Origin of the sequence: Burkholderia sp. Ed8 (assembly GCF_040761425.1) — a bacterium.
GTDB classification, from domain to species: domain Bacteria; phylum Pseudomonadota; class Gammaproteobacteria; order Burkholderiales; family Burkholderiaceae; genus Burkholderia; species Burkholderia seminalis.
Genome location: NZ_CP142885.1, coordinates 35,696 through 48,278, shown reverse-complemented (window position 1 = coordinate 48,278; position 12,583 = coordinate 35,696). Strand labels below are relative to the sequence as shown.

13 protein-coding genes are annotated in these 12,583 nt (G+C 69.0%); 12 read left to right on the top strand and 1 reads right to left on the bottom strand.

Annotated elements, in window-relative coordinates; genetic code table 11:
• Positions 1–252 precede the first annotated feature (252 nt).
• The 11 genes from VXM69_RS00225 (at position 253) to VXM69_RS00175 (ending at position 11,334) form a co-directional block, all read left to right on the top strand.
• A complete protein-coding gene (locus tag VXM69_RS00225; RefSeq protein ID WP_069706916.1) occupies positions 253–1,083 on the top strand; it encodes a MetQ/NlpA family ABC transporter substrate-binding protein in 831 nt (276 codons plus the stop codon).
• 11 nt (positions 1,084–1,094) lie between these two features.
• Complete coding sequence (locus VXM69_RS00220; protein ID WP_034187799.1) at positions 1,095–2,513, top strand: LLM class flavin-dependent oxidoreductase; 1,419 nt, start codon at positions 1,095–1,097, stop codon at positions 2,511–2,513.
• Between the two features lie 18 nt (positions 2,514–2,531).
• Positions 2,532–3,707: a methionine ABC transporter ATP-binding protein gene (locus VXM69_RS00215; protein ID WP_034187800.1), complete on the top strand. Its 1,176-nt coding sequence runs from the start codon at positions 2,532–2,534 to the stop codon at positions 3,705–3,707.
• Positions 3,700–4,356: a methionine ABC transporter permease gene (locus VXM69_RS00210; RefSeq protein WP_034187801.1), complete on the top strand. Its 657-nt coding sequence runs from the start codon at positions 3,700–3,702 to the stop codon at positions 4,354–4,356. The genes VXM69_RS00215 and VXM69_RS00210 overlap by 8 nt, the downstream gene beginning before the upstream one ends.
• A gap of 53 nt (positions 4,357–4,409) precedes the next feature.
• Positions 4,410–5,252: a hypothetical protein gene (locus tag VXM69_RS00205; protein WP_367188774.1), complete on the top strand. Its 843-nt coding sequence runs from the start codon at positions 4,410–4,412 to the stop codon at positions 5,250–5,252.
• A complete protein-coding gene (locus tag VXM69_RS00200) occupies positions 5,249–6,460 on the top strand; it encodes an acyl-CoA dehydrogenase family protein (protein ID WP_367188773.1) in 1,212 nt (403 codons plus the stop codon). Before VXM69_RS00205 ends, VXM69_RS00200 begins: the two co-directional genes overlap by 4 nt.
• Positions 6,461–6,638: 178 nt before the next feature.
• Positions 6,639–7,847 carry a zinc metallochaperone GTPase ZigA gene (gene zigA / locus VXM69_RS00195; protein ID WP_200086136.1) on the top strand — a complete coding sequence of 403 codons (1,209 nt, stop codon included), beginning with the start codon at positions 6,639–6,641 and terminating at the stop codon, positions 7,845–7,847.
• A 60-nt stretch (positions 7,848–7,907) separates the two neighbouring features.
• Positions 7,908–8,828, top strand: a complete 921-nt coding sequence (folE2, locus tag VXM69_RS00190; protein ID WP_367188772.1) for a GTP cyclohydrolase FolE2 — start codon at positions 7,908–7,910, stop codon at positions 8,826–8,828.
• Positions 8,822–9,403 carry a 6-pyruvoyl tetrahydropterin synthase family protein gene (locus VXM69_RS00185; RefSeq protein ID WP_367188771.1) on the top strand — a complete coding sequence of 194 codons (582 nt, stop codon included), beginning with the start codon at positions 8,822–8,824 and terminating at the stop codon, positions 9,401–9,403. Before folE2 ends, VXM69_RS00185 begins: the two co-directional genes overlap by 7 nt.
• Positions 9,400–9,960: a carbonate dehydratase gene (locus tag VXM69_RS00180; protein WP_034187807.1), complete on the top strand. Its 561-nt coding sequence runs from the start codon at positions 9,400–9,402 to the stop codon at positions 9,958–9,960. The genes VXM69_RS00185 and VXM69_RS00180 overlap by 4 nt, the downstream gene beginning before the upstream one ends.
• Before the next feature lie 3 nt (positions 9,961–9,963).
• Positions 9,964–11,334, top strand: a complete 1,371-nt coding sequence (locus VXM69_RS00175; RefSeq protein ID WP_049032007.1) for a dihydroorotase — start codon at positions 9,964–9,966, stop codon at positions 11,332–11,334.
• Here the strand turns inward: VXM69_RS00175 and VXM69_RS00170 are convergent.
• The gene (locus VXM69_RS00170) at positions 11,331–11,795 is read right to left on the bottom strand and encodes an Lrp/AsnC family transcriptional regulator (RefSeq protein ID WP_034187809.1); all 465 of its coding nucleotides are present in this window, start codon (positions 11,793–11,795) and stop codon (positions 11,331–11,333) included. The two genes, VXM69_RS00175 and VXM69_RS00170, sit on opposite strands and share 4 nt — an antisense overlap.
• Before the next feature lie 155 nt (positions 11,796–11,950).
• Between VXM69_RS00170 and VXM69_RS00165 the strand changes: the two genes are divergently transcribed.
• On the top strand, positions 11,951–12,583 hold the full coding sequence (locus VXM69_RS00165; protein ID WP_367188770.1) for a LysE family translocator: 633 nt from the start codon (positions 11,951–11,953) through the stop codon (positions 12,581–12,583).

The window sequence follows — 12,583 nt, the reverse complement described above, 5'->3', positions numbered from 1 at the left end:
GCCGCGCGCCCAGGCCGAGATTTCGGCCCGGCACCCGGTCCGGCGTCCGGCCGGCCCTTCGGGCGCGCCCGGTCGCCCGCCATATCGCCGCGCGCGATTTTCTTCCCACAATCGCTTCGTAGACCGCCTCCGCGCCGCTCTCTATCATCGGCTGATCCTTTTCCGATGCGATGACGACCGTCCGGAGAACGCCCATGCGTTCGCCGCGGCGCCGCTCATCCGTCGATACCGTCTTTGGACAGGAGTGGTTTCATGCTGCATCCCGTTTTTTCCGCCCGCTTTTCCGCCGGCCGCACGGCTCGCCTGCTGATGGCCGCGCTGCTCGGCGTCGTGCTGCTGAACGGCGCGCGCGCCGACACCCCGCCGCTGAAGGTCGGCATCTCGACCAGCCCGCAGATCGAGGCACTGAAGATCGCCGCGAAGGAAGCGAAAGAGCAGGGGCTCGACGTGAAGATCGTCGAGTTCACCGACTGGAATACGCCGAACGCCGCGCTCGCGAACAAGGACATCGACGTCAACTACTTCCAGCACATCCCGTTTCTCGAGAACGCGAAGAAGCAGGGCGGCTACAACTTCATCTCGATCGCGCCCGGCACGATCATGAAGATCGGCCTCTATTCGAAGAAGGTGAAGCGCTTCGACGAACTGAAGGACGGTGCGCGCGTCGCGATCGCGAACGATCCGGTCAACGGCGGGCGCGGCTTGCTGCTGCTGCAGCGCGCCGGGCTCATCACGCTGAAGCCGGGCGCCGATTACCGCGCGACCACGCACGACATCGTCGCCAACCCGAAGCATCTGAAGATCATCCCGCTCGAGGCGTCGCAGCTCGCGCGCTCGCTCGACGACGTCGATCTCGCGCAGGGCTACCCGAGCTTCATCAAGCTTGCCGGCACGACCGATCCGAACAGCGCGCTGCTGTTCGACGGCACCGAGAACAAGAACTTCGCGATCCAGTGGGTCGTGCGGCCCGAGAGCGCGAACGATCCGCGCATCCGCAAGTTCATCGCGATCTACCAGCACTCGCCGGCCGTGCGCCGTGCGCTCGACAACGCGTTCGGCTCGCTGTACGCGATCGCGTGGTGACGGAGGCAGGCATGACGACGGCGAACCGCAAGAAGATCCTGCTCAACGCGTTCAACATGAACTGCGTCGGGCACATCAACCACGGGCTGTGGACGCATCCGCGCGACCGCTCCGCGCACTACACCGATCTCGACTACTGGGCCGATCTCGCGAAGACGCTCGAACGCGGCAAGTTCGACGGGATCTTTCTCGCGGACATCGTCGGCGTGTACGACGTGTTCGGCGGCGGCCCCGAAGCGGCGCTGCGCGAATCGGTGCAGGTGCCGGTCAACGATCCGCTGCTGCTCGTGCCCGCGATGGCGCAGGTCACGCGGCATCTCGGCTTCGGCGTGACCGCGAACCTGACCTACGAGCCGCCTTATCTGTTCGCGCGCCGCATGTCGACGCTCGATCATCTGACGAAAGGCCGCGTGGGCTGGAACATCGTCACCGGCTACCTCGACAGCGCCGCGCGCGGGATGGGCCTCGCGCAGCAAATCGGCCACGACGACCGCTACGAGCGCGCGGACGACTACATGGACGTCGTCTACAAGCTGTGGGAACAGAGCTGGGACGACGACGCGGTGATCCGCGATGCGCAGGCGCGCGTGTTCGCGCAGCCGGGCAAGGTGCGGCGCGTGAAGCACGACGGGCCGTTCTATTCGGTCGACGCGATCCATCTGAGCGAGCCGTCGCTGCAGCGCACGCCGGTGCTGTACCAGGCCGGGTCGTCGGCGCGCGGCGTCGAGTTCGCGGGCCGTCACGCGGAATGCGTGTTCGTGAACGGGCAGAGCAAGGCGGCCGCGCGCGCGGCGGCGCTCGACATCCGCGCGGCCGCCGCGCGGCAGGGCCGCGATCCGGCATCGATCCGGATCTTCGCGGGCGTGAGCGTCGTGACGGCCGAGACCGAGCGGCTCGCACGCGAGAAATTCGACGAATACCGGCGCTATGCGAGCCCCGAAGCCGGCCTCGCGCATTTCGCGAGCTCGACCGGCATCGATTTCGCGCAGTACGGCCTCGACGAGCCGATCTCGTACGTGAAGACCGATTCGATCCAGTCGGCCGTCGACGCGATCTCGCGCAAGAGCACGACCGGCACGTGGACCGTGCGGCGCATGCTCGAACAGATGTCGCTCGGCGGCCGTTACGCGCCGATCGTCGGCTCGCCGTCGCAGGTCGCGGACGAACTGCAGTCGTGGATCGACGAGACCGGCATCGACGGCTTCAACCTGACGCGCACCGTGATGCCCGAATCGTTCGAGGATTTCGTCGACTGGGTCGTGCCGGAACTGCAGAACCGCGGCGTCTACAAGGAAGACTACGATCCCGCGCCGACGCTGCGCGAGAAGCTGTTCGGCGCGGGCCCGCGCCTGCCCGCGTGGCACACCGGCGCGCAGCACCGGCCGGCCGCCGCGGCGCAAACCGAACCCGCGCATCCCGCGCATGCGTGAACCTGACGGAGCGAAGCGATGACGCAATTGTTCGATACGCTGGGTTTCATCGAGCCGTCGGCCGTGCGGGCCGGCGCGGGGGCCGCGGCGCGTGACGAAGCGGCCGCGCGATATGACGGCGTGGCCGTCTCGCTGGAGCAGGTCGGCAAGGTATTCGCGACGCCGCGCGGCCACGCTGCCGCGCTGCGTGACGTGACGCTCGACGTGCGGCGCGGCGAGGTGTTCGGGATCATCGGCCGCAGCGGCGCCGGCAAATCGACGCTGCTGCGGCTCGTGAACGGTCTCGAACGGCCGAGTTCGGGCCGCGTGCGCGTGCAGGGCGTCGACGTCGGCGCGCTCGACGAGGATGGGCTCGTCGCGCTGCGGCGGCGCACCGGCATGGTGTTCCAGCATTTCAACCTGCTGTCCGCGAAGACGGTGTTCGAGAACGTCGCGCTGCCGCTGAAGATCGCCGGCGTGCCGAAGGCCGAGCGCGTGCGCAAGGTCGAGGCGCTGCTCGATCTCGTCGGGCTCGCGGCCAAGCGCGATGCGTATCCGGCGAGCCTGTCGGGCGGGCAGAAGCAGCGCGTCGGCATTGCCCGCGCGCTCGTGCACGATCCCGAGGTCCTGCTGTGCGACGAGGCGACGTCGGCGCTCGATCCGGAGACGACGCAATCGATCCTCGCGCTGCTCGCCGACATCAACCGCCGCCTCGGGCTGACGATCGTGCTGATCACGCACGAGATGGAAGTGATCCGCGCGGTGTGCGATACGGTCGCGGTCATCGAACAGGGGGAAGTGGTCGAAACGGGCGCCGTGTGGCGTGTGTTCGGCGATCCGCGCCACGGCGCGACGCGCGCGCTGCTCAGTACGCTGCAGCATGACCTGCCGGCCGAGCTGGCCGCGCGTGTGCAGCCGCTGCCCGAACAGGCCGCGTTGCCCGACGGTGCGCAGGTCGTGCTCGACGTCCGCTATACGGGCGAGAGCGGCGGCGAGCCCGACGTCGGCGCGCTCGCGGCGGCGCTCGGCGGCTCGGTGCGGTTCCTGCACGGCGGCATCGAGCGTATTCAAGGCCATGCGCAGGGGCGGCTCGTGATCGCGGCCGCGCCCGGCGTGGACGACACGGGCGCGCAGCCTGCGCGCCGCGCGGTCGCCGTGCTGCTCGAACGCGCGCGGCGCCACGCGAATCACGCGGAGGTGCTCGGTTATGTTTGAGCTCTGGTGGCCCGAACTGCTCGACGCGATCCGCGACACGCTGTCGATGGTCGCGGCATCGGCCGCGATCGCCGCGCTGCTCGGCATTCCGCTCGCGGTGATCCTCGTCACTACCGCACCCGGCGGGATCTACGCGCGGCGCGGCGTGAACGCGGTGCTCGGCGCGCTCGTCAACGTGTTCCGCTCGACGCCGTTCATCATCCTGCTCGTCGCGCTGCTGCCGTTCACGCGCGTGCTGATCGGCACGACGATCGGCGTGTGGGCAGCCGTCGTGCCGCTGTCGATCGCCGCGATCCCGTTCTTCGCGCGGATCGCCGAAGTGAGCCTGCGCGAAGTCGATCGCGGACTGATCGAGGCGGCGCTCGCGATGGGCGCGAAGCGCCGCCACATCGTGTGGCACGTGCTGCTGCCGGAGGCGCTGCCCGGCATGCTCGGCGGCTTCACGATCACCGTCGTCGCGCTGATCGGCTCGACCGCGATGGCGGGCGCCGTCGGCGCGGGCGGGCTCGGCGATCTGGCGATCCGCTACGGCTATCAACGTTTCGACACTACCGTCATGGCAACCGTGATCGTGATCCTGATCGCGCTCGTCTCGGCCGTGCAAATCACGGGCGACCGCCTGGTCCGACGCGTGACCCGGCGTACCTGAGCGACGCCACAAGCGTCCGCTCGTTTCATTCCTGATCTTGAGAGAACCTACCCATGACCTTGCCCATCGGCGCTCCGCGCGAGTGGAACGGAGCATTCGAGGAAGCGCTGTTCCTGGACGTGGCGCGACGCCACCGTCCGGATTTTCCGGCCAAGCTCGCGACACCGCCGCGCGAGCCGCGCAACGACGACGAACTGGCCGCCGTCGCCGACTACTACACGAAGATGGCGTCGCACGACCTGTTCATCGTGCAGGTCGTCGCGAAGGCGATCGACACGCTGTTCCGCGACGATCCGCATTTCCAGCTGATCCTGTCGCGCCAGCTCGGCGACGACGGCGCGCACGCGGTGATCGGCCGCGAACGCGTCACCGAACTGACGGGGCGCGATCCGCTGCCGGAAGTCGACCGGCTCGTCGCCGCGCACTGGGCGCGCATCGGCGACATCGCGGTGCGCGACGTCGCGGGTTTTCTCGCGTTCGAATGGCATTACGAGCTGCACATCCTCGCGAAGCTGTGGATCCAGCGCAAGACCGGCCGCATCGGCGACAGCGCGATGCGCGAGCATGGCGAGAACCGGATCCGGCCGGACGAGGAGTGGCATCGCGTGCAGATCGTCCAGTGGTGGTTCGACACGCTGAAGGCGCTGCCGGCCGCCGCGCGCGACGCGCTGATCGATCGCGTGATCGCGGCCGACGAGGAAACGCAGGCACGGCTCGACGGTTATCTGCACGACGAATACGCGCACACCGCGCACGTGTTCGGCGCCGATATCGCCGAATACCGCGCGATCTACGACGACTGGCGGCGCGAGATCCTGTCGCGCCTCACCGGCCGCCGGCTCGAGGCGCTGGTGCCGCTGTCGGGCGCAACCGTCGCACAGGAAGCCCTTGCATGAACGATCCACGCGGCCCGGCGACCTTCGCGCCGGATACCGATGCACCGGCCGTCGACCGCGACGCGCTGGCGCGCGCGATCGACGCGCTGCGCGTGACCGCCGCCGAGCGCGACCGAACGGGCGGTCACGCGGCGCAGGAGAAACAGTGGCTTGCCGACGCGGGCCTGTTGACGCTCGCGGTGCCGCGCGCGTTCGGCGGGCAGGAAGCCGCATGGCCCGAGATCTACGACGCGATCCGGCAGGTCGCGCGCGTCGACAGCGCGCTCGCGCATCTCGTCGGGTTCCAGTGCCTGCAGGTGGTGAGCGTCGACGTATGGGGCAACCCGGCGCAGCGCGAACGCTATCTGCGCGGCACGGTCGAGCAGCGCTGGTGGTGGGGCAATGCGGTCAATCCGCTCGATACGCGGCTCATCGCCACGGCGACGCCCGACGGCGGCTACCGGCTCGACGGCGTGAAGGGTTTCTGTTCGGGTACGCGCGGGTCGCAGCGCATGACGGTGTCCGCGCACGATCCCGCAACCGGCCGCACCGTGTTCGGCGTCGTGCCGACCGATCGTCCGGGGATCACGGTCAACGAGGACTGGGACCCGATCGGCCAGCGCCAGACCGACAGCGGCAGCGTGCGCTTCGACGGCGTGACGCTCGCGGCGGACGAGGTGCTGCATCGTTCCGAAGCGCCGCCGACGCCGCGCGCGACGCTGCGCACGCTCGTGTCGCAGCTCGTGCTGACGAACCTGTTCGTCGGCCTGGCGGAAGGCGCGTTGGCCGAGGCGCGCGATTACGTGCGGCAGCACGGCCGCCCGTGGATTCACGCGGACGTCGCGCAGGCGGAAGACGATCCGTACACGCTGCAGCGTGTCGGCGACATGCGCGTGCGCGCGATCGCCGCGGCGGCACTGGCCGATCGCGCGGCCGCTGCGTTGCAGCGCGCGTGGGCGCGTCAGGATGCGCTGACGCCCGACGCGCGCGCCGACGTCGCGCTTGCGGTATCGGAAGCGAAGATCGTCGCGCAGCGCGCGGCGCTCGACAACGGCGAAGCGCTGTTCGACGCGTGCGGCGCGCGCGCGACGGCCGCGTCGCTCGGCCTCGACCGTTTCTGGCGGAATGCGCGCACGCATACGCTGCACGATCCGCTCGACTACCGGTTGCGCGATGTCGGCCGGTTCGCGCTGACGGGGGAATTGCCGCAGGCGTCGCTTTATACGTGACGGCAATACGGGCGCGGGGCCGCTGCGCGGCGGCTCCGCGCCGACGGTCCGGTGCGGGCGCTTGCCGTTCCGGCCGGCACGTCGTTCGATCGGAGCGCTGGACGTCCGAAATGATATGTTATATCGTTGCGATACAATATATCATCTGCTCCTCGACCTCCTCTTCCGGAATCGCCCGATGCGCACCGCACCCCGTCCGTCCACGCGGCTTCCCGTGACCGTCCTGTCCGGCTTCCTCGGCGCCGGCAAGACGACGCTGCTCAACCACATCCTCAACAATCGCGAGGGCCGGCGCGTCGCGGTCATCGTCAACGACATGTCCGAGGTCAACATCGATGCGGCGCTCGTGCGCGACGGCGGCGCGGGCCTGTCGCGCACCGACGAGAAGTTGGTCGAGATGAGCAACGGCTGCATCTGCTGCACGTTGCGCGAGGATCTGCTGATCGAGGTCGACCGGCTCGCGCGCGAAGGGCGCTTCGACCAGCTCGTGATCGAATCCACCGGCATCTCGGAGCCGCTGCCGGTGGCCGAGACGTTCACGTTCGAAGGCGAGGACGGCCGCAGCCTTGGCGAAGTCGCGCGGCTCGACACGATGGTGACGGTGGTCGACGCATTCAATTTCCTGCGCGACTACGCGTCGCGCGACAGCCTGCGGTCGCGCGGCGAATCGATGGGCGACGAGGACGCGCGCACGGTCGTCGATCTGCTGGTCGACCAGATCGAGTTCTGCGACGTGATCGTGATCAACAAGATCGACCTGATCGACGCCGGCGCGCGCGAGCGGCTGGTCGCGCTGCTGCGCGGGCTGAACCCGCGCGCGCGGATCGAGATCGCCGAGTTCGGCAAGGTGCCGCTCGAGCGCGTGCTCGACACGGGCCTGTTCGACTTCGACGAGGCGTCGCGCGCGCCGGGCTGGCTGCAGGAGATGCGCGGCATGCATACGCCGGAGACCGACGCGTACGGGATTCGCAGCTTCGTCTACCGCGCGCGGCGGCCGTTCCATCCGCGGCGCTTCTTCGAGCTCGTCGAAAGCGAATGGCCGGGCGTCGTCCGCTCGAAGGGGTTCTTCTGGCTGGCCACGCATCCGACCGTCGCCGGGTCGTGGTCGCAGGCCGGGGCGGTCGCGCGGCACGGGCCGGCGGGTTACTGGTGGGCGGCCGTGCCGCCCGAGCGCTGGCCGCGGGACGCCGAGGCCGTCGCGCAGATCCGCGCGCGCTGGGACGAGCGCGTCGGCGACGCCCGCCAGGAACTCGTGCTGATCGGCATGGACATGGACGAGCCCGCGCTGCGCGCGCGCCTCGACGCGTGCCTGCTGACCGACGCCGAGATGGCCGCCGGCCCCGAACACTGGACCACGTGGGACAACCCGTTTCGCGACTGGTCCTGACCTGAACGCGCGCTGCCTGCATCGATCCGGATGGACAAGGCGCGCCACCGGAATCCGAGCATGAATGCAGCCCTTCCCGATGTTTCCCTGACCGATGCCGCGCCCGGCCGCCGTCCGCTCGAATGGGTCGGCATGCAGGGCATCGACCTGCCCGTCGCGGTGGCCGAGCCCGGCTGCCGGCGCGACGTGCATGCCCGCGCCGACGTGCAGGTCGATCTGCCCGCACCGCACGTGAAAGGCATCCACATGTCGCGGCTGTACGGGCTGCTCGACCGGCTCGCCGACGGCGAAGCGCTGTCGCCGGCCGGCCTCGGGCGCGTGCTGCGCGCGATGGTCGACAGCCATCGCGACTGCGACACGCGCAGCGCGCGCGTGAGGCTGCGCTTCGACCTGCTGGCCCGCCGCCCCGCGCTCGTGACCGAGGGGCTGGCCGGGTGGAAGGCGTATCCGGTGCGGATCGACGCGACGCTTGCCGGCGAAGCGTTCGAGCTGCGCGCCCAGGTGATGGTCGCCTATTCGTCCACATGCCCGTGCTCGGCCGCGCTGTCGCGGCACTGGGTCGAACAGGCATTCCTGGCCGCGTTCGGCCGCGAGGATCGCGTGGCGCCGGCGGCCGTCGCCGCATGGCTGAAACGGCATGCGTCGGCCGCCACGCCGCACAGCCAGCGCAGCGAAGCCGTCGTCGGCGTGGCGCTGCCCGCCGCCGGCGCGACGCTGGGGCTGATCGACCTGATCGATCGCGTCGAGCACGCGCTCGGCACGCCGGTGCAGACGGCCGTCAAGCGCGCGGACGAACAGGCGTTCGCGGTGCTGAACGGCGGCAACCTGATGTTCGTCGAGGATGCCGCGCGCCGCGTGCAGGCCGCGCTGGACGGTCGTCACGCGAATCCGTGCGTCCAGGTGCGCCATCTGGAAAGCCTGCACCCGCACGATGCGGTGGCCTGGGCCGCGCCGATGGCGGAAGGCGCCGGCGCATGCTGATCCGCAAGCTGTTCCGGTTCGAGAATGCGCATGTCGTGCGCGGCTGCAGCACGCGGCGCTGCTCGCATTCGATCCACGGCCATTCGTACCGCGTCGAGTTGCTGCTCGAAGCGCACGCGCTGGACCACGGGCAGATGATCTACGACTTCGGGCTGCTCAAGGGCGACGTGCGCGACCTGATCGATGCGTTCGATCATGCGGTGACGCTGTGGTCGGACGACGATCCATGCTACGTCGAAAGCATGCGTCGTTTTTCCGAGCGCTGGGTGGTGCTGCCCGTGTCACCGAGCGCCGAACAGTTCTCGCGCGTGTTGTTTCGCCTCGTCGACGCGGCGCTGAGCGGCACGCGCATGTCGAACGGCGAAGCCGACGTGCGGCTGCATTCGGTCATCGTGCACGAGACCGAGACCGGCTACGCGCAGTGTTTTCGCGACGACGCCTTCAATCCGCGCATGGGCCCGATCGACCTCGATGCGATCGTGTTCGCACCGGCCATCGCCGCGCAGTGGAGCGATCCGGGCCTGTTCGAGCGGCTCAGGCGCGGCCCCCTCCTTTCCCGGCAGGAATCCTCATGATCCGAAAGAACCCGCGCGGCGACCTGCCGCGGATTCATCCGAACGCCTTCGTCGACCCGACCGCCATCCTGTGCGGGCACGTGATCGTCGAGGAGAACGTGTTCATCGGCCCGTACGCGGTGATCCGCGCGGACGAAACGGATGCAGACGGCCGGATCGCGCCGATCGTGATCGGCGCGCATTCGAACATCCAGGACGGCGTCGTGATCCATTCGAAGTCGGGCGCGAGCGTGACGATCGGCCGGCACACGTCGATCGCGCATCGCGCGATCGTCCACGGGCCGTGCAAGGTCGGCGACGGCGTATTCGTCGGGTTCAACAGCGTGCTGTTCAACTGCACGATCGACGACGGCTGCGTGGTGCGCTACAACGCGGTCGTCGACGGCTGCCATCTGCCGCCGGGCTTCTACGTCCGTTCGACCGAACGCATCGGGCCGGAAACCGATCTCGCCGCGTTGCCGCAGGTCACGGCCGATGCGAGCGATTTCTCCGAGGACGTCGCGCGCACGAACAATGCGCTGGTGCTCGGCTACAAGCACATCCAGAACGAGTTCTGAGTCATGGGCGAGCGGATGGGACGTGACGCAACCGACACGCCGACGCGTCGCCACGTCGACCTGCTCGTGCAGGGCGGCACGGTGATGACGCCCAACGGCGCCGAACGGATCGACGTCGCGTGCGCGGCGGGCCGCGTGGTCGCGCTGGGCGCGTTGCAGGGCAGCTGGCGGGCCGACGTCGTGCTCGATGCGCGCGGATTGCATGTGCTGCCTGGCGTGGTCGACAGCCAGGTGCATTTCCGCGAACCGGGGCTGACGCACAAGGAGACCTTCGAGGCCGGCACGCGCGGCGCGGTGCTCGGCGGCGTCACGACCGTCTTCGAGATGCCCAACACGCATCCGCTGACGCTGAGCGGGCAGGACCTGCAGGCGAAGCTGGACCTGGCGCGCGGTCGCGCGTGGTGCGACTACGCGTTCTATATCGGCGGCTCGGCCGTGAATGCGGAGCGGTTGCCGGCACTCGAGCGCCTGCCCGGCTGCGCGGGCGTGAAGGTATTCATGGGCAGTTCGTTCGGCGACCTGCTGGCCGACGACGCAACCGTGTTACGCCGGATCCTGCGCAACGGGCGCCGGCGCATGGCCGTGCATGCGGAGGACGAGGCGCGGCTGCGCGAACGCAAGGCGATCGTGGAAGCGAGCGGCGACGTGCGCGATCATCCGCGCTGGCGCGACGAGGACAGTGCGCTGATCGCGACGCGGCGCATCGTCGGGCTGGCGGCCGAAACGGGCCGTCGGCTGCATGTGCTGCACGTGTCCACGGCGGACGAAATGGCGTTTCTTCAACACCATCGGCGGCGCGTGACGGTCGAGGTCACGCCGCACCACCTGAGCCTCGCTGCGCCGGATTGCTACGAGCGGCTCGGCACGTTCGCGCAGATGAATCCGCCCGTGCGCGAGCGGCGTCACCGGGACGCGTTGTGGCAGGCCGTCCGCGACGGCGTGGTCGACGTGATCGGCAGCGATCACGCGCCGCATACGCGCGACGAAAAGCGCCGCCCGTATCCGCAGTCGCCGAGCGGGATGACCGGCGTGCAGACGCTGCTGCCGCTGATGCTCGACCACGTGCATGCGGGCCGCTTGAGCCTCGAGCGGCTGGTCGACCTGACCAGCGCAGGGCCGGCGCGCATTTTCGGCATCGAGGGGAAAGGGCGCATCGCGGCCGGCTACGACGCCGATTTCAGCATCGTCGACCTGCGGGCGCGACGGATCATCCGCGACGAATGGATCGCCAGCGTGAGCGGCTGGACACCTTACGACGGGTGCGCAGTCACGGGCTGGCCCGTGCATACGGTCGTGCGCGGGCAGGTCGTCGTGCGCGACGGCGCGCTGAACGGGCAGCCGGCCGGGGAGGCCGTCACGTTTCTGGACGCCTAGATCGGCAGGCGAACCGTCTGCTTGATGCGCTTCAGCGGAATCTCGGTTTCGACGTTGCGGACGCCTTCGATCTGCGTGAGCGTTTCCATCTGGAAGCGCTGGTAGTCGTCGAGATCGCGCGCGATCACGCGCAGCAGATAGTCGTAGCTGCCGGCCATCAGATGACATTCGAGCACTTCGGGCGCCTGCTCCATCTCGCGCGCGAAGCGCTCGACCGTCGTCTTGTCCTGGCGCTCCAGCGTGACGCGCACGAACGCGCTGAATCGCAGGTCGACGGCGGCGGGATTCAGCAGCGCGACATAAGCGTCGATCACGCCCTGTTCCTCGAGCAGATGAACGCGGCGCAGGCAGGGCGTGGCCGACAGCCCGGCCTGTTGCGCGAGTTCGGCATTCGTCTGATTCGAATTCCGTTGCAATGCGCGCAGAATGCGCCGATCGATCGCATCCAGTTTGATTGACATTTTTGACTACCATGAGCGTGATTGCTAGAGAATAGCGCCAAATCAAGCCGGTGAAGTAGCCAAATTTGCATTCAATCTCCACGGAAGGGCGTCGATAATCTGACGACCGGCCGGGCGATTCCCGTCCGTCGGCCATCCCGTTCTGGAGTGCTCCCATGTCGCATCTATCCTGGTTGCCGTTCATTGCAACGTCGCTGCTGGTCATCGTCACGCCGGGCCAGGACATGGTTCTCGTGATGTCGCGCACGCTGTCCGGCGGCACGCGCGCGGGCCTCGTGACCGCCGCGGGCGTCAGCGTCGGGTTGCTCGTGCACACGATGCTCGCGACGCTCGGGCTCGGCGCGCTTCTTCAGGCATCCGAATGGTTGTTCACGGCGCTGAAGGTGATCGGCGCGCTGTACCTGCTGTACCTCGGCATCACGTTGCTGCGTTCGTCGGGCGAACCGTCGCTCGCGAGCAGCAGCAGCGGCGGCGCGCAGGTGTCGCGGCTGCGTACGTTCGCGCAAGGCGCGCTGTCCAACGTGTCGAATCCGAAGGTCGCGCTGTTCTATCTGGCGTTCCTGCCGCAGTTCGTGCCGGCGGGCACCGCGCATCCGATGCGGTCGCTGTTCGTGCTGGGCGCGACGTTCGCCGGCCTGACGTTTCTCGTCAAGGGGCCCGTCGCGCTGTTCGCCGGCCTGCTGTCGGCATCGATCCGGCGCAACCCGCGCATCCTGACGCGCCTGCACCGCGTCAGCGGCGTGGTCCTGCTGGGGCTTGGCGTGAAGCTGGCGCTCGAGCGCCGCTGA